Raw genomic sequence first — 23,480 nt, forward strand, 5'->3', positions numbered from 1 at the left:
CAGCTCAAGACTTTTTTGACGGGGCTTAAAGAAGAGCACAATACTTGAACCTAGTATTGTGCCTAGCGATGATTTAATTCTATTTTTTTGCTTTTGCAAAGGCTTCGGCAAAGGCGTTCCCCATGGCGGCATTGGTTTGTAGCGGCTTGGGTCTGTGCTTACTCGATGGCTTGTTTGATCGTGTTTTGGCTGATGAAGGCTTTTGTTTGGTGTCAGGTCTTGTTTCGTCATCTAAGCGCATTGTCAGTGAGATACGCTTACGCGCAACGTCTACATCCGTCACTTTAACCTTTACAACATCACCGGTTTTGACGATCTCACGTGGGTCTTTAATAAACTTGTTCGTCATAGACGAAATATGCACTAGTCCATCCTGATGCACACCGATGTCTATAAACGCACCAAAATTCGCGACATTACTTACCACACCTTCGAGTTGCATGCCGATTTTGAGATCACTGATTTCTGATACGCCCTCTTTAAACGCCGCAGTTTTAAACTCAGGACGAGGATCGCGGCCAGGTTTTTCGAGCTCTTTGATAATGTCTTTCAGGGTCGGGAGGCCAAACTCATCGCTAACAAAAGTACTCAGCTCAATATTGGACAAGGCCTCGGTATTACCGATCATGTCCTGCAAACAAATATTTGAAGTGTCAGCAATGTTGTCGACTATCTTATAGGCTTCAGGATGCACGGCGCTAGCATCTAGTGGGTTAGTGCCATTCATCACGCGCAAGAAACCGGCTGCTTGTTCAAAAGCTTTGGGCCCCAGTCGGTCAACTTTTTTAAGTGTCTTACGATCGTTGAATGCGCCATGACTATTTCTAAAAGTGACAATGTTGTTCGCCAAGGTTTTGTTTAAACCGGATACATGAGCGAGTAGAGATGGAGAGGCAGTATTTAAATCAACGCCTACCGCATTTACACAATCTTCAATGACGTTTTCGAGTGATTGCGCCAATTGACTTTGATTAACGTCGTGTTGGTATTGCCCTACGCCGATGGCTTTGGGCTCGATCTTCACTAGTTCAGCTAAGGGGTCTTGTAGTCGGCGAGCAATAGAAACCGCACCGCGCAAAGATACATCCAGATCGGGTAACTCGTTCGATGCTAATTCAGACGCAGAGTAAACAGACGCACCGGCTTCACTGATGACGATTTTTTGTAAGCCCAATTCAGGCTCAGCTTTTATTACTTCCGCCACCAGCTTGTCTGTTTCTCTTGAGCCGGTGCCGTTACCAATACTAATGATATTGACTTTGTGCTGCTTGCACAGGGTGGCCAGTGTGCGCTTTGACTTGTCCCATTGATTTTGTGGAGCATGAGGAAATATCGTAGTGGTGGCTATGACTTTACCGGTACTGTCTACAATAGCTGTTTTTACGCCCGTACGAATGCCAGGATCCAAGCCCATTGTCACGCGAGGCCCCGCCGGTGCTGCCATTAACAGATCTTTTAAGTTTTTTGCAAAGACGTGAATGGCCTCTGTTTCAGCTTCTTCCCTGAGTTTTGCGAACAGTTCAGTCTCCATGTGTAGCGCAATTTTTATCTTCCATGTCCATTGGACAACCGTCGATAACCATTTATCCCTTGCAGTGTCTGCGAGCCGCAGTCCTAAAGCTTGTTTAATCAATGATTCGCAAACAAGGGATTTTTGCTCTGCTTGGGCTGGGTCTGGATCGAGAGATATGTGCAATATCCCTTCGTTTCTTCCGCGAAATATAGCAAGTGCGCGGTGGCTGGGTACGGTGTTATATTTTTCTGAATAGTCGAAATAATCTGTATATTTTTCGCCTTGGCTTTGCATCCCCTCTATCACTGTGCTCGTGACATGGCCTTGCGAAACTAGATGACGGCGTATGGCTTGAAGTACATTGGCGTCTTCTGCAAATTGTTCCATTAGAATAAATTTTGCCCCGTCTAATGCCGCTTTGGTGTCGCCAATGTTTTTCTCTGGATTGATGTATCTTTCAGCAATGGATTCAGGGTCAATATTGCTGTCTGCCAACAATGCTTCGGCAAGTGGCAATAAGCCAGCTTCAATGGCTATCTGGCCTTTGGTACGACGTCGAGGCTTATAGGGCAGATACAAGTCTTCTAAATTAGTTTTGTTTTCAGCCGCCAGAATTTTTTGTTTGAGTGCATCGTCTAATTTGCCTTGCTCTTCAATTGACTTGAGGATGACTTTTCTTCTGTCCTCTAACTCTCTTAGATAACTGAGCCGTTGTTCGAGGGTTCGCAATTGTGTGTCAGTTAGGCCTTGTGTAGCTTCTTTTCTATAGCGCGCAATAAAAGGAACCGTTGCCCCCTCGTCCAACAATGCGATGGCAGCATTTATTTGGTTTTCATTGGCGTGCAGTTCGTTAGCGATAATGGATGGAATCATATGGTCTATTTTGAAGATCTATTGGGCTTGTTTAGTTTTCAACACTGAGTAAACGAAACAGCCTTTGTTGGTTGAACGAAAAAGAGGGGCAGAAGTATACCCTTGGCTGAAAAATATTGTAAAGCAAATAGCGTTTAGGATTTTTCAGCGTCGTAGCTGATCTTATTGATAAACCATAAAAACACACCCGCTTCGGTTTTTACCTCGACTTCATCGCCCACTTGTTTTTTAAGTAAAGCACGCGCCATCGGCGAGTCAATGGAAATGGCATCTTTGCGTTTGAATATTTCGTCATAGCCGACAATTTGAAAATGTTTTGTGTCTCCTTCTTCATTTTCAATATCTACATAAGCACCAAAAAAAACTTTGCCCTGCTGACTGGGGTGAAACTCGACTACTTTAAGTCTTTCCAATGCTTTGCGAATGTATCTCACTCGTCGGTCAATTTCTCGCAGACGACGTTTGTTGTATTGATAATCTGCATTTTCACTGCGATCGCCAAGACTCGCAGCCCAAGTGACTTTTTTGGTAATTTCTGGTCGCTCTTCACGCCAAAGGTAGTCGAGTTCTGACTTAAGTGTTTGATATCCCTGAGGAGTAATGAGTGGTGTTGGCATGTTATATTGTACGTAATGTGTTGATTGAGTTTAGGGTCGACTGTCATAAACAGTGCGCATAGGGCTATATTATCAGATAAATAATAACCTTATGATTGTAAATTGAAGGGCGATTATCGATGCTGGGGTGCTAACGCAATATCTTTTCATGTTTTGTCTGTATTAGATGATTAAATTTTGAACCATTTATGAAAGTTAAACTCGAATATACAGGTCGATAGTAAACATAATGTGTAATAAATTTTGGAGGCGACAATGCCTTTCTCAACTTCAAATGTGTTGTGTACAAAAATCGAGTCTTTGTTTTTGGTTTTTAAGAGTTTTTTGTCAATTAATACGATGATACTGGGTGTGTTAGGTATCATGCTTTGTGTGATGGCATTGCTAACGAGTCATCGGGACCCTTGGCTTCCTTATGCCTTGTTAGTCAGTTTATCCTTGGTCGGAACAGGTTGGGTTTGGGTAAGAGCTTCGCATAAGCGAAAGTTTGAAAGTTCTTGTCACTAAGCTCAGCTTTTAGTAAGCCAAGATGAGATCACATCTTGGCTTAAACACAATATCTTTTTTACTCGCCTTGACTCACGATTTCGAGTAGTTCTACCTCAAATATTAGCGTGGAATTAGGGGTTATTTTTCCCGTTGCTCGCGTGCCGTATGCAAGTTCAGAGGGAATGAAAAATTCGTATTTTTCACCGACATTCATTAGCTGAACACCTTCAGTCCAGCCTGGAATAACCTGGTTTAAAGGAAATTCAGCAGGCGCGCCGCGCTTGTGTGAAGAATCAAACTCTGTGCCGTCAAGTAAAGTACCTCTGTAATGCACTTTTACGATATCAGTCGCTTTTGGACTTTCACCTTCAGCCTCACTGATGACTTTGTACTGTAAGCCAGATTCTGTGGTTTTTACACCTTCTTTACCTGCATTTTCTTCAAGGAATGCTTTGCCTTTTGCAATGTTTTCCTCGGCGGCTTTATCGTCTCGTTCTTGCTGAGCTGCACGTAATGCGGCATCAGCGGCTTGCGTGATCTGTTGTAATTCTGTTTGTGTGAACTTCGAATTGTCTGCAAGTGCATCTTTCAAGCCGTCTAACAAGGCTTTTTCACTGACGTCTAAACCGAGCTTTTTTTGTTCTTCAAAGCGGTTTTTCACATAAAGTCCCATGCTCGCGCCCAATGCGTAGGACTGTTTTTGTGCGTCTGTCATGGTTTCTACAGCGGTGCTTTCTTCCACTGTACTTGTTGTTTCAGTTGTGTCTTCTGTCTTAGCACCGCCACAGGCCGTCAGGGTAAGCGCTGCTAGCAATGTTGTGGCTAAATAAGCCTTTTTCATAGAATTACTCCAGTTTAGGTTAGTACAACCTTGGGTTGATCAGATATACTTGGTAGCACATGGTAAACACCTGAGCTTAAAAGTAAAACCTCTTTCATGAAAAGCTTGCTAAAAATTGCACTCTGTACTTGGGGTGTTATAGCGCTCTCGGCATGCACGGTGCCCGATTCTTCACCGACAAAGCGAACATTATTGTCCGAATCTGGCGTGTATGCAGCAGATATTGCCCACGACGCTAGCGTCGCCATTGTATCTTCTGTCAACGGAGCGGTGGAGGTCTGGGATCTGCAAACAGGCGATAAAAAATATACATGGCGTCATCAGGGAGAAGGCTTAAACCTAGTTGATAACGTTAAACTGTCACCCGACAATTCGGTGGCAGTGAGTTCCGATGACGAAACTTTTGCGCTTTGGGACATGGACAGCGGGGAAGTATTGGGTTTTTGGCGAATTGATGAAAGCAATATTCGCGATATAGCAGTGAGTAACGGCGGAAATGGCATTGTCGTTGGCCGTGCCAATGGGAAAGTCCTGTTTTTTGAACCCTATACTGGACGACGTCTAGAGTTTATAGGGCATGAAGAAAAGATCAATGCGGTTGATATTTCTGCAAACGGCAAATACGCACTGACCGGAGGCAATGATTATCGCGCCTATTTGTGGAGTACAGATACCGGACAAATTGAACACGTATTCACTCACCCGCACAGGGTGACGCAAGTTGTCCTTGATCAAGGTGCGCGCTATGTATTTACCTCAGATAGCCAAGATGACGCGCAAATTTGGGATGCGCAAACTGGTCAAGCTGTCAGTCAACTTCGCTTTATCGAAAGGCAAATTATTTTTACCGCTGCACAATTCTCTGGTGACGGTAAACACCTGCTAACGGGCTCGCCCGCAAAACGCTTAATGTTATGGGATGTACAATCAGGAGAACTACGCACTGAATGGAGAGTAAAAGCCAATTCTGGCCCCGCTCCGCAGTCTGCGGTAGTGTATGCAGTAGGGTTTGAACAATCCAAACCCTTGTCGATTTCAAGTAGCGGTAATTTAGCTCATTGGGAGATACAGCAATGAATCAGATTTTAAAACAAGAAGTCTTAATCGAGCGGCTTGACTATTTGGAAGTAAAAGTGGCTTATCAAGAAGACACAATCGAAAAGCTAAACCAAACCTTGGTTGAGCAGCAACAGATGATTGAAAAAATGGAGCGAAAAATGACAATTGTGTCTGACAAGCTCAAGAGCATACAAATCTCTGAAATGCCTTCAGCAGATCAAGTGGAAATACCGCCTCACTATTGATTTCTATCGTTCGTCACTTGAGGTTTGTTGACGAGTGGACTGGCTATTTAGGAGCATTGCATTTTTATTTTCTCTGTTTATAGGCAACATTGATGAAAATAATAGCAGCGTTTGATATTTGTGCTATTTACCACTTTATTGTTTAAACTTTAGTCGATATTCAGTTTTCACATACAATTTGAATAAACAGTTACACGGCAGTATCTATTTTTTCAGTATGACTATCTAAAGACATGCTCTGATAGCCGATACATAGAGTGTTCTTCAGCAACTTTTCCTAATTCAATGAAAATCAAAACACTCAAAGCTCGACTAATCTTAATCAGTATGTCAGCTGCAGTCTCAATCTTTTTCTGCTCGGCCATTATTACTTATTTGCTCTCTAACAAAATTAATCAGTATGAAAAACTGCTCGCCAATGAAAGCCATATGGCTATCTTAGTCGGTACCATGAATCGTACATTTAAAACACAAGTGCAAGAATGGAAAAATGTACTCTTACGTGGACATGTCGACAAAGACAGAGAAAAATATTGGCGACGTTTTGAGGACAAACAGGCGCAAATTCAATCCCAAGCGCAAGCGCTGCTGAATATGCCTATATCAGATGAAACCAAGCAGCTGATAAGTGGATTTAGAGCATCACATGCCAATATATTTGCGAACTACCAAACAGCCTACAAAACGTTTATAGAAAGTGATTTTGATCACAAACGCACCGATAGCGCCGTTCGAGGCATTGATAGAGAGCCCTCCGATTTATTAAGTGAAGCTGTGAATGTATTGCAAGAAGAAGTAAAAACTACCCGCGAAATGCTCGAAGCAAGAACGGCCTATCAACGCACCTTGTCATATATTTTCTCTGCACTTGTACTGGTTCTTTCGTTAATACTGATGAGCTATTTTTTGACTCGAAAAATTAGCCAGCCCTTGTCAAGCATGATTGCAGCAATTGAAGCAGTGAGTCATGGAAATTTTGCTAAACAAGTATCGTCAAAAAGCAGTGGCGAGCTGGGCTTATTGGCAAGTGCAATAAATCTTGTACGAAAAAAATTGCAAAACGTAAGTGCGCAATTAGATTCTGAGCAGCAAGCATTGGTCGACGTGAGTGATGCCATCACGCAAGATACAGCTAAGGTTTATCGTATTGCCTCAGAATTGAATGAACAGGCTGACAGTATTTCTGGTGTAACGCAACAGATCTCAGACGCGGTGAACGACATGAATAATAATGTTGAGCATGCAAATGACACGGCAAATGCCGCTATTTGCTCGGCACAAGCGAGTCGAAACGTGATGCAAAATACAATGGCAGCGATTGAATCGTCAAATTTAAAAATTCAAGAAACGTCAGCGGTGATCCAGCAACTAGGCCAAGACACCGAATTAGTCGGCAGTGTTGTTGACGTGATCAACGGCGTGGCAGAACAAACTAATCTTTTGGCCTTGAATGCGGCTATTGAAGCGGCGCGTGCAGGCGAGCAAGGTAGAGGCTTTGCAGTTGTTGCTGACGAAGTACGTACTCTAGCTTCTCGTACACAGCAATCGACTGAGGAAATAAAGGGCATTATTGATAAATTGCAAAGGGGAGCCAATGCGGCAGTGTCATCCATTGCGCTAGGTGAGGCAGAGGTGCTAGCAACAAAAAACACGGTTAATGAAGCTTCAGAAATGCTATTAAAAGTTGACGAAGCGGTAGAACAAATTACCTTAACGAACGACAAGATAAACGCTTCATTGAACACACAAAAAGCGCTCAATGATAAAATTGTTGATCGAGTGGTTACGCTAGGCGAGACGGCTAAAGAAAGCCGAGACTGCGGCGAGCATCTTAACGATAATGCAGACAATTTGGCGCGCGTGACAGATAAAATGCGTGAAGAGCTACAACTGTTAAAAGCGTGAGAACAAAAGCCCCTGAGTTAGCGAACAAGTTTTTAGGGTTGATTACAAAGGATCTAATGTTAACAACACGCGCTTACCATTGGGCTCGACCTTGCACGAGCGATGCACCGCTGCCATGTCCTCGTGGCCTTCCCAAGCTTGCCCTTTGAGTAAAGCTACATCAAAGGGTTTAAGTTGTTGAATTTCGCTATTGTTGTAGCCTCTACCGAAAGGTGTTTTTACTGAGTGAGCACTTGTATTATTCGATGGATTGGCATGGATATTTTCGTTTGGTAGCCATTGAGTGCCATCTCCAAGGTAGGTATTCACGAGGCGAACAGGAATGTTGTCTACGTGAAAATTTGGACACATGGCGCTTGTTAACGGCGCTATGCGCATCCCCACAGAATCGCAGTCAAAGAGACAAGTAAGCATATCCGACAATAAATATATATCCTCGATTGCTACTTCCTTTCCATCTGATTCGGGTAATAGTTTGTTTAACTCTTGCTTTAACACATCCATCGAAAAAACACCCCGCAAGCCCATGCCTAGTTGCTGGAACACATCGTTGAAGTAGCGATTGAGTTGTGGATCTTCATCTCGCGTCCATACAGCAACACTGACCTTTGGTGAAAAAATTTCACTTAGATTTATTGCTGTGTTACCCGCTTTCCATGATTTTTTATATTTTACATTGATAGCTTCTATCATTAATGACTCCATGGAGGGAATGGATCAGGGTAAGTTATCCAAACTTGAGAGCCTAGCAGGACTTCTTCTTCTGACAACAAGCAAGCATTGAGACGCTGAATGATATCGTGCTTATCTAAACCTTGCCCGATAAACACCAATTCTTGCCGCATGTCGCCAAAAGGCTCGACCCATTGTGCTTCGATAGCTGTGAGGTATTCTGGATCATCTGGCCACTGTTCTTTTGGAACGGCTTTCCAGAAAAGCCCAGCCGCGCCGTAACGAGCCATGCCTCCTGCCTGACTCCAGCTACCCGCAAGCTGCGGGCGCGTAGCTAACCAAAAAAAGCCTTTCGAACGAATTAGTTTTCCCGCGATGGCTTTACTGTGCAAGAAATCATAAAATTTTTGCGGATGGAAAGGCCTTCTAGCCTCAAATGTAAAACTGCTGATGCCGAACTCTTCGGTTTCTGGTACATGCTCGCCACGCATTTCTTTTAGCCACCCTGGCGCCTGTTGCGCTCTTTCAAAACTAAACTTGCCTGTAGCTAAAACGTCTTTGACTGGCACGTTCCCGTTTTCAACAGAGATCTGTAGTGCCTCTGTATTGAGCGTTTTTAAAATACTTTTTAGCCTTTTTAATTCCTTAGTCGAAATCAAATCTATCTTGCTAATCAATAACACATCGGCAAACTCGACTTGCTCTACCAACAAATCAGCGACACTGCGTTCATCTTCTTCACCGAGGCTTTCACCCACCTCATTGAGTGATTTTGCCTCATCATAGTCTTTCAAAAAGTTGAGTGCGTCGACAACTGTGACCATGGTATCTAAAGTGGCAATATCAGACAAACTCACACCGTCTTCATCTGCAAATGTAAAGGTTTCGGCCACCGGCAGGGGTTCAGAAATACCGGTAGATTCGATGACCAAATAGTCGTACTTCCCTTCTTGCGCCAAGCGATTAATTTCTTCGAGCAAGTCTTCTCTCAAGGTACAACAGATACATCCATTGCTCATTTCTACGAGCTTTTCCTCCGCGCGATTAAAACTAATCTCATTCTTTACGGTTGCTGCGTCGATATTAATTTCGCTCATGTCGTTTACGATGACCGCGACTTTTAGGCCATCTCTGTTATTGAGAATGTGATTCAGGACAGTCGTTTTTCCAGCACCTAAAAAACCAGATAAAACGGTAACAGGCAAACGGGGAGAGGTATTTTGCATAATTTTCACAAGCTATTTGTTGCTAGCGGCAGGATGACTGGTAAGTGCTTTCAGCCGCTTTGATTGGGCACTTTTAAAGTGCCAGGTGATATAATTGAGTTATGTTATACTATTGCAAGTTGATAGATCAAGTTTGCAGTAGGCTAGTCAATTTGAACTCGATGTATGGTGCTATACGTTGAGATTGTACTACGCAATCCCAACGCGGAAAGATATTGGAAATATCAGTTAGCTACTGCTTAGACAAATACTCGTCGTAGGTTCCTTGAAAGTAGAGGAGTTTTTGTTGTTTTATCTCGATGATACTGGTTGCGATACTTGAAACAAATTCTCTGTCATGGCTAACAAAAATAATCGTGCCATCAAAGGCTTGTAACGCTTTGTTTAAGGACTCGATGGCTTCCATGTCCATATGGTTAGTTGGCTCATCCATGATAATCACATTTAGTTCTTGCATCATGAGTTTGCCAAACATTAAGCGGTTCTTTTCACCTCCCGAGCAAACTCTGACGGATTTTTCGATATCGTTTGCCGAAAATAGTAAGCGCCCGAGTATGGAGCGAACGGCTAAATCATCATGAGACGGTAAACGCCATTGCGACATCCATTCAAAAAGATTCATGTCTTTTTCGAAGTCTGCTGTATTGTCTTGTGGGCAATAACCGATTTGCGCATTTTCCGCCCATTTTACTAGCCCAGATTTCGCTTCAAGCTCTTTCATCAATAGCTTTAAAAAAGTAGTTTTGCCCGCACCGTTTTCGCCAATTACTGCGAGTTTTGCACCTGCTTCTAAGAGAATATCGCCACTTGTGAACAGGGTCTCACCGTCGAAACCGTGACTCAGCTCTGACAGTTCCAAGGCCAATCTATGCAATTTTTTATGTTGTTTGTATACGATGTAGGGAGATTGACGACTCGATGGAATGACTTCTGTTAGCTCAATTTTTTCTAATCGACGCGCACGTGACGTGGCTTGTTTTGCTTTAGACGCATTGGCTGAAAAGCGTGCGACAAAGCTTTTTAATTCTTCTATTTCAGTGGTTTTTTTTGCGTTTTCCTGATGAATTTGTTCTTGAACGAGTGCAGCTGCTTCGGCATATTGCTCGTAGTTGCCAGGGTAAATACGCAGTTCACCGTAGTCGATATCAGCCATGTGCGTGCAAACAGAGTTAAGGAAGTGGCGATCGTGAGAGATAATAATCATGGTACACTTTCGTTGATTTAACACTTCAGCTAACCAATTGATGGTGTATATATCTAGGTTGTTCGTCGGTTCGTCTAATAGCAAAATATCAGGGTCGGCAAACAGTGCTTGCGCAAGGAGGATGCGCAATTTCAAACCGGGTGCAACTTCTGACATCAAGCCATAGTGGAAGGATTCGTCTATGCCTGCTTCGACTAATAGTTCAATTGCACGAGTTTCCGCAGTGTATCCATCCATTTCGGCAAACTCAGTTTCGAGGTCGGCGACTTTCATGCCATCTTCTTCAGACATTTCAGGCAAGCTGTATATTCGGTCGCGTTCTTTTTTGATTTTCCACAGTTGAGCGTCTCCTTGAATGACAGCGTCAACCACGGCATATTCCTCAAACGCGAATTGGTCTTGTCCTAATATACCCAAGCGTTCACCGGGTGTAACAGACACATTTCCAGTAGTGGGTGCCAGCTCTCCACTTAAAATTTTCATTAGAGTAGACTTACCACATCCATTTGCACCAATCAGCCCATAACGGTTGCCGTTACCAAATTTGGCTGAGATATTTTCAAAAAGTGGCTTGGCGCCAAACTGCATGGTGATATTTGCTGCTGTAATCAAAAGAAATCCAAGAAAGTGAAGTGGTTAAAAAGCGCGTGGAGTTTACCTCATTTTGGTTATCATAGGTAGCGGGATGTCCTTTCGCCTCGACTTTGTATCTTTGAATAACGCAGCACCGAAGTGCTTACAATTGTTAAACAATTACTTACCATATAGCTCTTTTAAATACAGGGTATTTGCAATAGGATTTAACTTGAAGGCTTTGCTCCTTTCCAGGCTTGCTAAGCTTGGTTTTGTGCTTCTCAAGTGCGGATGCATAACGAGTTAAGCCTCAACTAATTAAGACTTAGGCATTTTATAAAAGGACTCATCTGTGAATAATATTCTCTGGCATATCATCGCTTCTGCACTGTTATTGTGTGTGTTTTCAACCACTGCTTACTCCGAAGAAAAACATAAGATCGGTATTGGATACGAATTTGGTGGTGCGCACGTTGACGACGACACTGTTTTGGGTAAGTTGGATGATAACAGTATTGGTCATTTGAGCTTAACTTATGAGTATTCATTCAATGAAAAATTCGCAGTGGAACTTTTTGCCTTAGACGGTGATACTCAAAGCTTTTCGATCATCTTAGATGATTTATTTTCGAAGTCCGAACTCGAGTACAAAAGTTTTGGGATTGGTCTGAGAGCACAACAAGCACTGACTAAGCGAATAAACTTGTTTGCAAAAGCAGGTATGCACAGGTACGACTATGAGTTAACAAGAACGGATGTTTTACTCAACGATAGTGATGGGTTTTCTTATTACGCAAGCGCGGGCATTGAATTTCAGTTTTACGACTTTGGCGTAAATGTCAACTACCGATTGTTGGATATGGGCAACGAAATATTTGCCTCCGTATTAGCATGGGGAGTTAGCTATAGGTTTTGAATAATGGTGTGAATAAAGGGGTCAGACACTGACCCTATTACTGGCTTAAGGTTTAAACAAGCCAATCACGCCGGTGTCGTTTTTACTAGCCTTTGCTGCGTCTCTGTCGGTTTGGCTTTCATTGTAGTCGCATTTTATGCATGCGATTTGCTCTACGTTGTTTTCGATGAACAGCATTAGGCTATCGAAGGATTTGCAATTCGGGCAGGTTGCTCCCGCGATGAAGCGTTTTTTCTTTCTGTTGGTCATTAAGTTTTTACACCACTTATACATGGAGGCATGTTTTCATATCCTTTTGATTATACCTCCATATAAAACTGAATGATCAAAAACAGGGATTTTTGTTATTCTTGGACTAGGACGAGATTATTCGTTGTTTCAAAGGAAAATCTCGCCGTTATTCTCAATAGTTTTTCGCAATCCAACAATTCAGGTTAAAAGTTAATGATAAAGCTGCAGCAGCTGAGTTTACAGCGCGGCCCGAAAGTACTGCTTGATAAAACCAGCCTAGATATATACCCGCAACATAAAATAGCCATTATTGGCCCAAATGGTTGCGGTAAATCGAGCTTGTTTGCTTTGCTCCAAGGACAATTACAGGCCGACGACGGTAGTTGTTTTATTCCGAAGTCTTGGCGTGTTGTGTCTGTTGCACAACAAATTGACAACATGCAGCGAGAAGCAATTGAGTATGTGATAGATGGTGATACCACACTGCGTCAAATTGAGTCTGAAATTGCTAATACGCCTGCTGAGCATGGGAAACGTTTGGCTGAGTTGCATGACTCATTGGAACAAGCTGGCGCGTATGATATTAAATCGAGAGCGGGCAGTATATTAAATGGCTTAGGGTTTACTCAGGATAAGCACTATTCGCCGGTAAGTGATTTTTCTGGCGGGTGGCAAATGCGCCTAAATTTGGCGCGTGCACTACTTTGTCCTTCGGATTTGCTCTTGCTTGATGAGCCAACCAACCACTTGGATTTGGACGCGGTTATTTGGCTAGAGAATTGGCTGCAACAATACAAAGGCACGTTAATATTGATTTCTCATGACCAAATGTTTATTGATAGTACCGTCTCGCAAATTGTCAGTTTTGAACAGCAAAAGCTAGTGTCATATAGCGGCGACTATTCGTCATATGAAAAACAAAAAGCCATGCGCCTGAGCTTGGCGGCCAGCGAATATGAAAAACAACAGAAAAAACGTCAACATTTAGAGAGTTTTATCACGCGCTTTAAAGCAAAGGCGAGCAAAGCAAAACAAGCGCAATCTCGCGTCAAGCAGCTTGAAAAAATGCAGGAACTCCTGCCCGTTCATCAGGCCAGTGAATTTAGCTTTTCCTTTCCTCCACCAGATAAGTTGCCCAATCCCCTGATTGGCATGGAAAAAACACAGGTGGGTTATGGCGACACGGTTATTTTGGATGATATCGCGTTAAATCTAGTCCCCGGTAGCCGCATTGGACTGCTCGGACGTAATGGGGCGGGTAAATCTACTCTGGTTAAACTATTGGCTGGGGAGCTTGCACCAATTGCTGGTGATTATCATCTATCGCAAGGTCTTGATGTGGGGTATTTTGCACAGCATCAAGTCGACAGCCTTGATATGCAGGCCACGCCACTCTGGCACATTCAAAATCTGGATAAGCAAGCAACAGAGCAGTCCATTCGCGACTTTTTAGGTGGTTTTGGTTTTCATGGCGATAGCGCACTTGAACCCGTCGCACCGATGTCTGGTGGCGAAAAAGCGCGTTTAGTATTGGCCATTCTTGTTTATCAAAAGCCTAATTTACTGTTGTTGGATGAGCCGACAAACCACTTGGATATAGAAGTGCGACAAGCCTTAAACTACGCATTGCAAAGTTATCAAGGTGCCATTGTATTGGTGTCACATGACCGGTTTTTGTTGGAAGCGGTATGTGACGATTTTTATCTTGTGGATGCAGGCAAAGTCGAGCCGTTTGACGGTGATCTTCAAGATTATCGCAAATGGATGTTGCAAGGAGCAAAACCTAATGCGCAGCGAGATCGTAATCAGCAGGCAAGTGCTCAAGAAACCGCGACCAAGCAGCCACTTGATCGCAAAACACAAAAGCGCATGGAAGCAGAGTTTAGACAGTCGATTAAACCCTTGAAACAACAGCTTCAACAAGCTGAAACGCAAATGGAAAAGCTCAATATCTCACTCTCGCAGTTTGAGGCGGCGTTGGCCGAAGCTGATATCTATGCCGCAGAAAATAAGGACAAGTTAAAAGACATACTGGGTCAGCAAGCGGAAAGTAAGGCGGCCTTAGAAATTGTCGAGCTTGAATGGATGCAGGCAGCGGAAGATATCGAAGCGGCGGAACAGGCATTTAAACAACAAAGTACTTGAGTCTCAGTCGTATGTTAACCGCAAAAGCATTTTGGCAGTATGCCTGTGAAAAATATGCACAGCCAGAGGTGAAAAAAGCTTGCTTGTTTTTACAAGACAGCTATCAAGCGCAAGTGAACATCGTTTTGCTTGCAATGTACATGGGATCTGAAAATTCTCCCCTGTCTGGGCAACATTTGCTCGTGTTACACAAACACGTTCGGCACGCGAACGAGACAATAGTTGCGCACAGAGAAGCACGCCGTTCCTTAAAAGAACAGGACGATAAGAAGTACCAACTTGCTTTACAACAGGAACTGCGTATGGAACAAGCGCTTCAAAAAGAATTGATAGCAGGGCTCAAAATACTGCCATGTTCAAATGCAAGCTCCTACGCACAAAACAATTTATTGAGCTCTGCACTAAATGAATATGTCGAGGGGCTGATGGCAGTATATGCTGGTTTGCAAAAACACAATCAAGGCGACAAACGCCTGCAAGCTGCTCTTAATATATTGGAAAATGTGTGAATGCAATGGCGGAAAGAGAAGTGATATATAAGTAATGACACTATTTGGTAAGGTTTCTCAGAGTCAGTTTGTTGCGCCGGTGTGGGCTAAAAACCGCCACTTTCAAACTATTTGGCCAAAGTATGCCATACCCGTGCCTAAGTTAAACACGATTCAAGAGCGCGTTGCCACGTCCGACGGCGACTTTGTTGATCTTGCGTGGTATTTGCCACCAGAGCCCAAAGCAATTGCTGTGGTTTTTCATGGTTTGGAAGGGTCGATACATTCGCATTACATAGGGCATTTGTTTTCGACTTTGTATCGCGCGGGCATGGGCGCTGTATTGATGCATTTTCGCGGTTGCAGTGGTGAATTAAACTTGACACCACGCGCCTACCATTCGGGCGATACGGAAGATGCAAACTACATTCTCAAGCATGTAAAACAACGTTACGTGGATACAAAACTTTTTTGTGTAGGCTTTTCTTTGGGCGGTAACATGCTTTTAAAATTACTGGCAGAGCCAAAAGAACATCCGGTAGTTTCAGCCGTAGCGGTGTCTGCTCCAATTGACCTTCATGCTTGCGCTGAGGCAATTAATACTGGTTTTTCTGCACTTTACCAAAGTCATTTGTTGAAGAGTATGAAAGCCAATGTATTGTTGAAAATGCAACATGTCGATATGACAAGGTATTTGAACCTGACTCGCGAGGAAATCAAAGCCTTGTCATCATTTAGAGACTTTGATGAGCATATTACTGCTAGACTGCATGGGTTTGCTAGTGCTGATGATTATTACAGCAAATGCAGTGCGATATCCTGTTTACAAGCAATCAATATCCCCACGCTCATGTTGCATGCGGCTGATGATCCCTTTATGGACAATCGCGTTATACCAAACAATGAACAGCTCTCTAACAGTTTAGCCTATGAGTTGAGTGCACATGGTGGACATGTTGGCTTTGTGCATGGTTCGCCGGTTAAGCCGCGCCTTTGGTTGCCAGAAAGGATTACGAAATTTATTAAGGCGTTTTTATGATTATTCCTTATGATTCTCTAGAAAAAACGACACTAATCAATGTCATCGAGAGTTTTGTGCTGCGCGAGGGCACGGATTACGGGGATGTTGAAAAAACGCTGGAAGAAAAGGTCGAGGATGTGTACCGACAGTTAAAAGCGGGTGAGGTTTTTATCCAGTATTCAGAGGAGTTTGATTCCGTTAACATAGTTTTTAAGGATCATTTACAAAAATAGCGGGAGAGAAAACGATGCTTGCAAAGTTAACGCAAAGTCGCCGTATTTACTACAAAAGCCTAGCTAGTTTGCTAGTCATACTGAGCCTTTTGACACTAGCGTCATGTCAAGCATCGCTGCAAAAGTCTGAAAAAGAGACTAACAGCGAGCAATGGCATGCAGGTTTTGCACAAATGCTTACTTCACAATGGGAAGAAGTAGAACAAATCAACAAGCCAGTCGCTAGACATGAAGCCAGTCTAGTTGCCCATGACAATATCTTGTATTTGTTGGGGGGAAGACGTGTTAACCCAACCAATGTTTTTAATCCAATCACAGCGACTTGGAAGCTAGGTGCTAAACCGCCAATTGAAGTTCATCATTTTCAAGCAGTCAGTTTTGATGATGGCATATATATTTTAGGGGCGTTTACTGGCGGGTGGCCGAACGAAATACCCATCGATCGAGTAATAAAGTACACGCCATCAACGGATAGCTTTACGTTTACTCACACTATTCCCGAATCACGGCGCCGAGGGGGAGCAGCAAGCGTTGTGTATCAGAACAAAATTTACGTGATTGGCGGGATAACAGAAGGTCATATGCGGGGAACGAATGCTTGGTTTGATGCTTACGATCCTCGTACCGGCAAGTGGACTCGCTTAGCCGATGCTCCCAATGCGCGTGATCACCTTCAAGCCGCAGTATATGATCATAAGTTGTATTTATTGGGGGGAAGACGTTCTTCTCAAGCGACTAAACAAGGTTTTGAACTAACGACGCCTTATGTTGATGTGTATGATTTTCGCACTGATCAATGGTCAAGTTTACCCGAGTCTTTAAACATTCCGGTACAAAGTGCGGGTAATATGGCCATTGCGACCGACTATGGTTTAGTAGCAGGGGGCGGTGAAAGTGGCAGCCAACGTGCAGCGCATGACGAGGTTTTCTTATTTTCGCCCGAAAAGCAATCATGGACGCAGCTTGGTAATTTAAATCGAGGCCGCCATGGCACTGGTTTTGCGATGGTATTTGTTGATGGCAATGACTATATTTATACCGTTTCGGGCAGTGGAAATCGTGGCGGTGGCCCAGAGTTGGTTAGTGCTGAACGATTCAAACTGCCTTAATTTAACTCATTAATTTAGCAGGCGCTAAGCACTTTGTTTTTGCCGTCTGCTTTAGCTTTATACATTGCTCTATCTGCTCGTTCAATCATCACGTCTAAGGTATCTGCGTACTGTCTGGAAGCGTATATGCCAAAACTTGCAGTGATTTTTATTTTTGTTGAAGAATCAACCGCGATATCCAGCCTCTCTATGGCTAAGCGAGCCGCCTCTGCTATATCTTTCGCCTCTTCGCCGTCCGTATCAGGCAGGATGAAAGCAAATTCCTCACCTCCCCATCTTACCGCCAAGTCCTTCTTATCTAATACACTTGCAAAGCTCTCTGATACCTCTTTGAGCACATGATCACCTGCCATGTGACCATAGGTATCGTTTATCCTTTTAAAGTGGTCTAAATCGGTCACCACCACGGCAATTTGTCGATTGCGTTTGCGCATGCGATTGAAAAAATGCCTACCGTATTTACGATTTGCCAAGCCGGTTAATGGGTCTTGATTCATGTTGCAACTGACTCTATCGATGTAGGCATCAATAATCCGATACAAAATTTTATAGACAAACAAAACGAGTATCATGCCGAGTGCAACGTAGATGGCGAAAGACTGGTTAACTTCTTGTTGCCGACTGTTGAGGGGCGTAAGGATGTATAGACTCCAGTTTAAATTTTCCAAATTCAAACGAGATATCAGTAGGTCACCGTCTTCTGCTTCTACTACCGCACTGGGCTCTAGTGCGTCTGCAGACTTTTCAATAAATTCTTCGTACCAATACATTTCTGTTTCGAGCTTTATGCCAATATCGTCATCTTCATGCAGCGCTTGTGCGGGGGATAGCTCGGGAATAGATGATAAAACGATTTCTTGTCGATTATTTACAAATACAAACTCGTGACCGTATTCGCTCCTGAATTCTTCAAAAGATCGTAAAAAATCCGATAGGGATTTACCAACGCCCGCAAAGCCAATGAAATTGCCAGCATCGTCGTACTGTCGGACATCAATGAACAGATGAACGTCTTCACGTTGCCCTAAGACGGCTTGGATCTCAGAATCTGTTTCGTCTTTGAGCGCAAAGTACCAAACAATTTCGCCTTCAATGAGATCAAACACTCTACCGTCAGAATTGAATTGTTTGCGAGAGTTTTCATGAGCCAGATAAAACTGTAATCCGAAAGTGTCTTGATATGATTTGAGTTGCGGAACTAACTTCTCTTCGTCGGGTGTTTGGCTTTGAAAATACTCATCATAGACACCGATTTCAGCCAGTGTTTTTGCTATGTGTAAAGGCTCGGTTAGTTCGTTTTCAATTAGCGCAAAGACGGGAGAAATAGATTGTTGATGCTGTTGGCTTTGTTTGCCCGCGAGATCATTGATTGTGGCGTATCCAGAGATGACAATCACCAGAAAAACTGACACACCTAATGCTACGAACAGACTTTTGGGATTTTGATTTGCAGCCACAACTTATCCTATACTTCTTTGACTAAAACTGAATAACAATTTGTCTGAAATTTAACCTTATTCTGGTGAAAATGTCACGGCAAAACTCAAAGGTACGGTTGTTGAAATTTGCTTTAATTTTGCAATTTCCCTCAATGCTTCCAAGCCTTTTTGAAGACCAAATTTTTCAGCATGAATAAGCGTTGGTTTTGTGGTCGTTGCAAAAATACGACCGTCCTGTAATCCAACAATACGCACCTCGAAGCTGATTGCTTGGATTTTTCCACTCATCGATAAATTGCCTTCAATGGTCGCGTTTTTTACCTGACCGGCTTTGATCGATAGTATCGATTTATCTAAATTAGCATTAAATTCGGCGGTCGCATACTTTACTACATTGAACAGCATCTTTCGCATACGCTCGTTGCGGATTGGAATAAGGGTGTTAACAGAACTTAGGTCAATGCTCAGCATTAATTTGCCCGATGCATCAATGTTACCCGAAAATTTGTCAAAGCTATGAATTTCAGTGATATTGATATTTTTGGTGGAAAGAAAATGCACAGAACTTTCCTTGAGATCCAAGCTGTAATTAGCAAAGGATTGTGTGCTTAACAGCAACAGCCCAGTAATTAAGATAGCACTGTGACGAGATAGGTTTTTGAAGGCTAATGTAAGCATAGTTTGCCATCCTTGTTATTAGGCTAAAAGAATATTTATTTATGTTGAGAATTATACGATTGATGAGATGTGTGGATCTTGAATGTGTCCTTCATCGTTCAATCATTTGGTACATAATACTGCACAATATTGCGCCAATCTACACGTTGGTCACCTAAGACAACAAAATCTGGATTTTCTACTGACTCACGTTGATTATATGTTATGGGAGCAAAGTCAGCGGCGCAAATTTCTCCCCCAGCTTCGTTTATGATGCATTGAGAGGCGCCTGTATCCCATTCTCCTGTTTTGCCTAAGCGCATGAATACGTCCGCTTTACCTTCTGCGATAAAGCAGGCCTTTAATGAACAACTACCGGTAGGCAAAGTCTGGTATTCGCGTTTTGCACTAAGGCGCTTAAGTACACGCTCTCTGGATTGTCTGCGGCTGATAGCAATGACAATGACATCTTCACTTGGCACAGAAAACTCACGCACCTTTATCGGTTTGGTTTCGATTGGGCAGCGCTTATATGCGCCTTCGTCTTGGCTAGCAAAATACAATGACTGACCACAAGGCCAATAAATAACACCAATTACAGGTTGGTTGTTTTCAATGAGGGCAATATTGACAGTAAAGTCGCCCGATCGCGCAATGAACTCCTGCGTACCATCAATTGGGTCGATCAACCAATACCGTCGCCAGTTTTCCCTGTCATTGAGCGCGGGAATGTCGGTTTCTTCTGACATGATGGGTATTTTGGGGGTAAGTCTGGTTAACGCTTCCACAATGATTTCGTTAGCTCGATAATCTGCGCTGGTTACCGGTGATTCATCCTCTTTTTCATAAGATTCAAATTCTCCTTTATCATAAATTTGGAGGACTTCTTCACCCGCTTTAACAGCAATGTCTTTCGCGATTTCTAACAACTCTGCGATAGGTTTTGACATCATAGACTCTTTCTCCAACGTTGTAACAGGAGCAAAGCAGCAACGCTGCGCGCTTCGCGAAAATCGTCATTGTCTAGCAATTCCGTGCTTTGGTTAATTGGCCACTTTATGACTTCTAGCGGTTCCGGTTCATCCCCAATCAGTGAGGATGGGTGCAAGCCTTCAGCAACAAAGATATGCATAGACGCATCGTAAAAGGTAGGCGCCATTTGTACCGTTTTAAGCATGCTCAACTTTTTTGCTGCGTAACCGACTTCTTCTTGTAGTTCTCGATTTGCCGCGGTTTCAGGTGTTTCATTTGGATCAATAAGGCCTTTAGGGAAACCCAGTTGATAGGAGTGAGTGCCAGCAGCATATTCTCGAATTAGCAAAAAGTGCTCGTCATCGACAAGAGGAATAATCATTACTGCGCCACGACCGCTGCCAGCCATTCGCTCAAAGGTACGCGTCTCTCCATTGCTAAATGCCAAATCGACCTCTTCAATACAAAAAAAGCGACTTCTAGCGATTTGTCGGCGCGCATTAATTTGCGGCAGAGTTTTTGGTGGTTTTAATTTACTCATTGAGTGGCTACGCGATACACTTGGGCGCTTATTATCCCTAAAGACTGTTTATTTGCAGTATAAAACCAAAAAGATAAACAGACTAAAGTAAAAACATATATATTTCGTAACCTTAGCACAAGGAAATTCAATTGGCACTGTTACCCTGGCATAAGATAGAGACTGTTTTATTGGATATGGATGGAACCTTGCTTGATCTCCATTTTGACAACCACTTTTGGCTTGAACTCGTCCCGCAAAAACTCGCCATTCGCAGTGGCAAACCAATTGAACGATGTAAGCAGGAGTTATCAAGCATGTACTCGCAGGTGCAGGGGTGCATTGAATGGTACTGCCTTGATTACTGGTCAGAGAAATTGGACTTGGACATTGTTGAGGCAAAGCAAGAACTCAAGCATCTCATTACTATGCGAGAAGACGCGATCCCATTTTTACGTGCCCTGCGAGAATCTGGACGACAACTTGTGTTAGTCACGAATGCCCATCCAGGTAGCCTCAGTCTTAAGGTAGAGCAAACCAAACTGGACAAGTATATTGACGAATTGGTTTCGACCCATGAATTTGGCGTTAGCAAAGAGTTTCCATCTCTTTGGCAACAGTTGCACGCTCGCCTGAATTTTCGTCCCGAACATACGCTCTTTGTTGATGACAACGAGGGGATCTTAGATACGGCTAAAGCCTTTGGTATTGCTTATACCCTCGGCATAAATAATCCCGATAGCAAGCTACCAGAAAAACCGATGGATCGACATTTACATATTGATGATTACCGCCAACTTGTTGATTCAATACGTGAGATCCGTTTTGAAGCTAAACAGGAAAGCAAGTAGTGAGTAAGTTCAAGGTATGGGTCGGATCCAAGAATCCAGTAAAGGTGAAGGCGGCGGAAGCAGCATTTAAAGCCATGTTTAATGAATATGAAATCATCGCCGAGGGTGTGGCTGTTGCATCTGGCGTACCTGATCAACCCATGAACTATCAAGAAACGCGGGATGGCGCAAAAAACAGAGTAGAGGCTTTATTGAGTCGTTTTTCGGCGTCTCCAACTACTGATAGCGATACTGAAGTGGAAAAAACGTATTTTATTGCGTTTGAGGGCGGCGTAGATCTGTTTGAAGGGCAACCGAATACTTTTGCGATCATCTGTATATCAGACGGAAACACGATGGTATTTGGGCAAACAGCAAGTTTACCCTTACCACCGTGCGTGTTTGAGAAGTTATTATCAGGCCAAGAGTTGGGGCACGCAATGGACAGCTTGTTCAACACCATAAACATAAAACAAAAAGGCGGTGCGATCGGGCAATTGACTCAAGGCTTAGAAACCAGACAATCAACTTACACCAGTGCGTGTGTGCTAGCCTTGGCTCCTTTTGTACATAAACGCTTATTTATAGATAATGACACAAAAAATAACCAATAAAATCAATGCTATATAGGGATTCCTGTCCCAGTTTACCATCATTTAAAGTGCGCTAACTTGGTTTCCCCAGCGCAGTATGGTTTACTAATATGGTAACAATTTTTTCCGCCTTGCTTACTCTTATAAAGCGCGCTATCTGCTTCTCTCAGTGCATCAAGCGCATCAGATTTAGTGTCAGGGTACATTACAGACATCCCCATACTCACGGTTAAATCAGCACTCTCGTCACTGTTTTTGAATTTAGGAATACGCGCAATCATGTCTTGAATCGTTCGACATTTTTTGTTGCTGGCAGAGGGTTCAAAATCACTAAATATCAAAGCAAATTCATCTCCACCCATTCTGGCAACCAAATCACCAGGGCGATGTATACTGCTGCGCAAAACTTCTGCTACGTTCTCTAGGCAATGATCGCCTGCGGCATGTCCAAAGGAATCGTTAATTTGTTTAAAGTTGTCGAGGTCAACTATAAGTACGGCAATCGGTTGATGGTATCTGACACACCTAGACCATTCGCGTTGCAAGGTTTCAGTAAACTTTCGTCGATTAGCAACTTGCGTCAATGGATCTTGATATGCAAGTTGCTCCAGTGATCGGGTGTGCTTATGAAGCGCCAAGCGTGTGGCGACCCTAACTTTAAGTTCTTGTTGTCGAACCGGTTTGACCAAGTAATCTACGCACCCCACATTGAAACCTTTTGCTATATCTTCTTCACTTTCATTGGCAGAGACAAATATGATTGGGATGTGTTGAGTTTGCTGGTCGGCTTTGAGCATGGCACATAACTGATAGCCGTCACACTCGGGCATCGTAATGTCCATTAAAATCAAGTCGGGTTGAGGGTATTGTTGGCTCAAACGAAAGGCATCGTTTGCATTCATTGCAAAGCTGACCTCGTATTCTTTACCCACAATTGATAGTATCGTCATGATGTGTGCCGCTTCATCATCTACAATTAGAATTCGCGGCTTTACTACTGCTTCCTGCGGTATATCCATACGAAATACCTCATTTTTAAGAAAGACTAGTAATACGTCGGCATTATTGTATTAAACTGTAGAAAAAAACAACAATTTATGCACAAAAGT

24 protein-coding genes are annotated in these 23,480 nt (G+C 43.2%); 12 read left to right on the forward strand and 12 right to left on the reverse strand.

The features are described from left to right. Positions 1-79 precede the first annotated feature (79 nt). Positions 80-2,386, reverse strand: coding sequence for a Tex family protein (locus tag ACFOHL_RS13355; protein WP_376920734.1), 2,307 nt, complete (start codon positions 2,384-2,386; stop codon positions 80-82). 134 nt (positions 2,387-2,520) lie between these two features. After that, positions 2,521-3,003: a transcription elongation factor GreB gene (gene greB / locus ACFOHL_RS13360; protein WP_376920735.1), complete on the reverse strand. Its 483-nt coding sequence runs from the start codon at positions 3,001-3,003 to the stop codon at positions 2,521-2,523. A 324-nt stretch (positions 3,004-3,327) separates the two neighbouring features. Between greB and ACFOHL_RS13365 the strand changes: the two genes are divergently transcribed. After that, entirely contained in the window at positions 3,328-3,510 is a 183-nt protein-coding gene (locus ACFOHL_RS13365; RefSeq protein WP_376920736.1) for a hypothetical protein, read from the forward strand. Between the two features lie 58 nt (positions 3,511-3,568). On the opposite strand, the gene fkpA is transcribed toward ACFOHL_RS13365, so the two are convergent. Beyond that, on the reverse strand, positions 3,569-4,333 hold the full coding sequence (gene fkpA / locus ACFOHL_RS13370; RefSeq protein ID WP_376920737.1) for an FKBP-type peptidyl-prolyl cis-trans isomerase: 765 nt from the start codon (positions 4,331-4,333) through the stop codon (positions 3,569-3,571). 96 nt (positions 4,334-4,429) lie between these two features. Here fkpA and ACFOHL_RS13375 point away from each other — a divergent pair, with 96 nt between their 5' ends. From ACFOHL_RS13375 to ACFOHL_RS13385, 3 genes are all read left to right on the forward strand, one after another. Further along, the gene (locus ACFOHL_RS13375) at positions 4,430-5,410 is read left to right on the forward strand and encodes a WD40 repeat domain-containing protein (RefSeq protein WP_376920738.1); all 981 of its coding nucleotides are present in this window, start codon (positions 4,430-4,432) and stop codon (positions 5,408-5,410) included. Continuing rightward, complete coding sequence (locus ACFOHL_RS13380) at positions 5,407-5,637, forward strand: SlyX family protein (RefSeq protein WP_376920739.1); 231 nt, start codon at positions 5,407-5,409, stop codon at positions 5,635-5,637. Before ACFOHL_RS13375 ends, ACFOHL_RS13380 begins: the two co-directional genes overlap by 4 nt. Positions 5,638-5,922: 285 nt before the next feature. Next, positions 5,923-7,542, forward strand: a complete 1,620-nt coding sequence (locus ACFOHL_RS13385; RefSeq protein WP_376920740.1) for a methyl-accepting chemotaxis protein — start codon at positions 5,923-5,925, stop codon at positions 7,540-7,542. A 42-nt stretch (positions 7,543-7,584) separates the two neighbouring features. Here ACFOHL_RS13385 and ACFOHL_RS13390 read toward each other — a convergent pair whose 3' ends face one another. The 3 genes from ACFOHL_RS13390 to ACFOHL_RS13400 all read right to left on the reverse strand — a co-directional run bounded on the left by ACFOHL_RS13390 (position 7,585) and on the right by ACFOHL_RS13400 (position 11,256). After that, positions 7,585-8,235 (reverse strand): DUF1826 domain-containing protein, encoded by a 651-nt coding sequence (locus ACFOHL_RS13390; protein ID WP_376920741.1) that lies wholly within the window; start codon positions 8,233-8,235, stop codon positions 7,585-7,587. Beyond that, entirely contained in the window at positions 8,235-9,440 is a 1,206-nt protein-coding gene (gene zigA, locus ACFOHL_RS13395) for a zinc metallochaperone GTPase ZigA (protein WP_376920930.1), read from the reverse strand. Before zigA ends, ACFOHL_RS13390 begins: the two co-directional genes overlap by 1 nt. A 232-nt stretch (positions 9,441-9,672) precedes the next feature. Beyond that, positions 9,673-11,256, reverse strand: a complete 1,584-nt coding sequence (locus ACFOHL_RS13400; protein WP_376920742.1) for an ABC-F family ATPase — start codon at positions 11,254-11,256, stop codon at positions 9,673-9,675. Positions 11,257-11,569: 313 nt separating this feature from the next. On the opposite strand from ACFOHL_RS13400, the gene ACFOHL_RS13405 reads away from it, so the two are divergent. Further along, positions 11,570-12,133: a porin family protein gene (locus ACFOHL_RS13405; RefSeq protein WP_376920743.1), complete on the forward strand. Its 564-nt coding sequence runs from the start codon at positions 11,570-11,572 to the stop codon at positions 12,131-12,133. A 45-nt stretch (positions 12,134-12,178) separates the two neighbouring features. On the opposite strand, the gene ACFOHL_RS13410 is transcribed toward ACFOHL_RS13405, so the two are convergent. Beyond that, entirely contained in the window at positions 12,179-12,382 is a 204-nt protein-coding gene (locus ACFOHL_RS13410; protein WP_376920744.1) for a YheV family putative zinc ribbon protein, read from the reverse strand. Positions 12,383-12,577: 195 nt separating this feature from the next. Between ACFOHL_RS13410 and ACFOHL_RS13415 the strand changes: the two genes are divergently transcribed. Genes ACFOHL_RS13415 through ACFOHL_RS13435 form a run of 5 tightly spaced genes read left to right on the forward strand, consistent with a single transcriptional unit; the run spans position 12,578 to position 17,360 of the window. Continuing rightward, positions 12,578-14,509, forward strand: coding sequence for an ATP-binding cassette domain-containing protein (locus ACFOHL_RS13415; RefSeq protein WP_376920745.1), 1,932 nt, complete (start codon positions 12,578-12,580; stop codon positions 14,507-14,509). Positions 14,510-14,520: 11 nt separating this feature from the next. Then, on the forward strand, positions 14,521-15,018 hold the full coding sequence (locus tag ACFOHL_RS13420) for a TIGR02444 family protein (protein ID WP_376920746.1): 498 nt from the start codon (positions 14,521-14,523) through the stop codon (positions 15,016-15,018). Positions 15,019-15,052: 34 nt separating this feature from the next. Further along, on the forward strand, positions 15,053-16,036 hold the full coding sequence (locus ACFOHL_RS13425; RefSeq protein ID WP_376920747.1) for a hydrolase: 984 nt from the start codon (positions 15,053-15,055) through the stop codon (positions 16,034-16,036). Next, complete coding sequence (locus ACFOHL_RS13430; protein ID WP_376920748.1) at positions 16,033-16,251, forward strand: YheU family protein; 219 nt, start codon at positions 16,033-16,035, stop codon at positions 16,249-16,251. Before ACFOHL_RS13425 ends, ACFOHL_RS13430 begins: the two co-directional genes overlap by 4 nt. A 14-nt stretch (positions 16,252-16,265) precedes the next feature. After that, positions 16,266-17,360 carry a Kelch repeat-containing protein gene (locus tag ACFOHL_RS13435; protein ID WP_376920749.1) on the forward strand — a complete coding sequence of 365 codons (1,095 nt, stop codon included), beginning with the start codon at positions 16,266-16,268 and terminating at the stop codon, positions 17,358-17,360. Between the two features lie 14 nt (positions 17,361-17,374). Here ACFOHL_RS13435 and ACFOHL_RS13440 read toward each other — a convergent pair whose 3' ends face one another. The 4 genes from ACFOHL_RS13440 to nudE all read right to left on the reverse strand — a co-directional run bounded on the left by ACFOHL_RS13440 (position 17,375) and on the right by nudE (position 20,969). Continuing rightward, the gene (locus ACFOHL_RS13440) at positions 17,375-18,817 is read right to left on the reverse strand and encodes a diguanylate cyclase (protein WP_376920750.1); all 1,443 of its coding nucleotides are present in this window, start codon (positions 18,815-18,817) and stop codon (positions 17,375-17,377) included. Positions 18,818-18,874: 57 nt separating this feature from the next. Further along, positions 18,875-19,477: a YceI family protein gene (locus ACFOHL_RS13445; protein ID WP_376920751.1), complete on the reverse strand. Its 603-nt coding sequence runs from the start codon at positions 19,475-19,477 to the stop codon at positions 18,875-18,877. A gap of 98 nt (positions 19,478-19,575) precedes the next feature. Continuing rightward, positions 19,576-20,406, reverse strand: coding sequence for a 3'(2'),5'-bisphosphate nucleotidase CysQ (gene cysQ, locus ACFOHL_RS13450; protein ID WP_376920931.1), 831 nt, complete (start codon positions 20,404-20,406; stop codon positions 19,576-19,578). Continuing rightward, on the reverse strand, positions 20,406-20,969 hold the full coding sequence (gene nudE, locus ACFOHL_RS13455) for an ADP compounds hydrolase NudE (protein ID WP_376920752.1): 564 nt from the start codon (positions 20,967-20,969) through the stop codon (positions 20,406-20,408). Before nudE ends, cysQ begins: the two co-directional genes overlap by 1 nt. A gap of 131 nt (positions 20,970-21,100) precedes the next feature. Here nudE and yrfG point away from each other — a divergent pair, with 131 nt between their 5' ends. Both yrfG and yjjX read left to right on the forward strand, forming a co-directional pair. Continuing rightward, positions 21,101-21,799, forward strand: coding sequence for a GMP/IMP nucleotidase (gene yrfG, locus ACFOHL_RS13460; protein ID WP_376920753.1), 699 nt, complete (start codon positions 21,101-21,103; stop codon positions 21,797-21,799). Next, positions 21,799-22,392 (forward strand): inosine/xanthosine triphosphatase, encoded by a 594-nt coding sequence (gene yjjX, locus ACFOHL_RS13465; RefSeq protein ID WP_376920754.1) that lies wholly within the window; start codon positions 21,799-21,801, stop codon positions 22,390-22,392. The genes yrfG and yjjX overlap by 1 nt, the downstream gene beginning before the upstream one ends. Before the next feature lie 38 nt (positions 22,393-22,430). Here yjjX and ACFOHL_RS13470 read toward each other — a convergent pair whose 3' ends face one another. After that, positions 22,431-23,390 (reverse strand): GGDEF domain-containing response regulator, encoded by a 960-nt coding sequence (locus tag ACFOHL_RS13470; RefSeq protein ID WP_376920755.1) that lies wholly within the window; start codon positions 23,388-23,390, stop codon positions 22,431-22,433. Positions 23,391-23,480: the final 90 nt, after the last annotated feature.

Origin of the sequence: Agaribacter flavus, assembly GCF_042646125.1 — a bacterium.
GTDB lineage: Bacteria > Pseudomonadota > Gammaproteobacteria > Enterobacterales > Alteromonadaceae > Glaciecola > Glaciecola flavus.

Excerpts from the sequence above, each read along its gene's own strand:
- zigA (WP_376920930.1), bottom strand. The coding sequence starts at position 9,440 with ATGCAAAATACCTCTCCCCGTTTGCCTGTTACCGTTTTATCTGGTTTT.
- fkpA (WP_376920737.1), bottom strand. The coding sequence starts at position 4,333 with ATGAAAAAGGCTTATTTAGCCACAACATTGCTAGCAGCGCTTACCCTG.
- ACFOHL_RS13380 (WP_376920739.1), top strand. The coding sequence starts at position 5,407 with ATGAATCAGATTTTAAAACAAGAAGTCTTAATCGAGCGGCTTGACTAT.
- ACFOHL_RS13420 (WP_376920746.1), top strand. The coding sequence starts at position 14,521 with ATGTTAACCGCAAAAGCATTTTGGCAGTATGCCTGTGAAAAATATGCA.
- ACFOHL_RS13435 (WP_376920749.1), top strand. The coding sequence starts at position 16,266 with ATGCTTGCAAAGTTAACGCAAAGTCGCCGTATTTACTACAAAAGCCTA.
- ACFOHL_RS13445 (WP_376920751.1), bottom strand. The coding sequence starts at position 19,477 with ATGCTTACATTAGCCTTCAAAAACCTATCTCGTCACAGTGCTATCTTA.
- ACFOHL_RS13430 (WP_376920748.1), top strand. The coding sequence starts at position 16,033 with ATGATTATTCCTTATGATTCTCTAGAAAAAACGACACTAATCAATGTC.
- ACFOHL_RS13375 (WP_376920738.1), top strand. The coding sequence starts at position 4,430 with ATGAAAAGCTTGCTAAAAATTGCACTCTGTACTTGGGGTGTTATAGCG.
- ACFOHL_RS13390 (WP_376920741.1), bottom strand. The coding sequence starts at position 8,235 with ATGATAGAAGCTATCAATGTAAAATATAAAAAATCATGGAAAGCGGGT.
- ACFOHL_RS13425 (WP_376920747.1), top strand. The coding sequence starts at position 15,053 with ATGACACTATTTGGTAAGGTTTCTCAGAGTCAGTTTGTTGCGCCGGTG.
- ACFOHL_RS13415 (WP_376920745.1), top strand. The coding sequence starts at position 12,578 with ATGATAAAGCTGCAGCAGCTGAGTTTACAGCGCGGCCCGAAAGTACTG.
- ACFOHL_RS13385 (WP_376920740.1), top strand. The coding sequence starts at position 5,923 with ATGAAAATCAAAACACTCAAAGCTCGACTAATCTTAATCAGTATGTCA.
- greB (WP_376920735.1), bottom strand. The coding sequence starts at position 3,003 with ATGCCAACACCACTCATTACTCCTCAGGGATATCAAACACTTAAGTCA.
- cysQ (WP_376920931.1), bottom strand. The coding sequence starts at position 20,406 with ATGTCAAAACCTATCGCAGAGTTGTTAGAAATCGCGAAAGACATTGCT.
- ACFOHL_RS13410 (WP_376920744.1), bottom strand. The coding sequence starts at position 12,382 with ATGACCAACAGAAAGAAAAAACGCTTCATCGCGGGAGCAACCTGCCCG.
- nudE (WP_376920752.1), bottom strand. The coding sequence starts at position 20,969 with ATGAGTAAATTAAAACCACCAAAAACTCTGCCGCAAATTAATGCGCGC.
- ACFOHL_RS13470 (WP_376920755.1), bottom strand. The coding sequence starts at position 23,390 with ATGGATATACCGCAGGAAGCAGTAGTAAAGCCGCGAATTCTAATTGTA.
- ACFOHL_RS13355 (WP_376920734.1), bottom strand. The coding sequence starts at position 2,386 with ATGATTCCATCCATTATCGCTAACGAACTGCACGCCAATGAAAACCAA.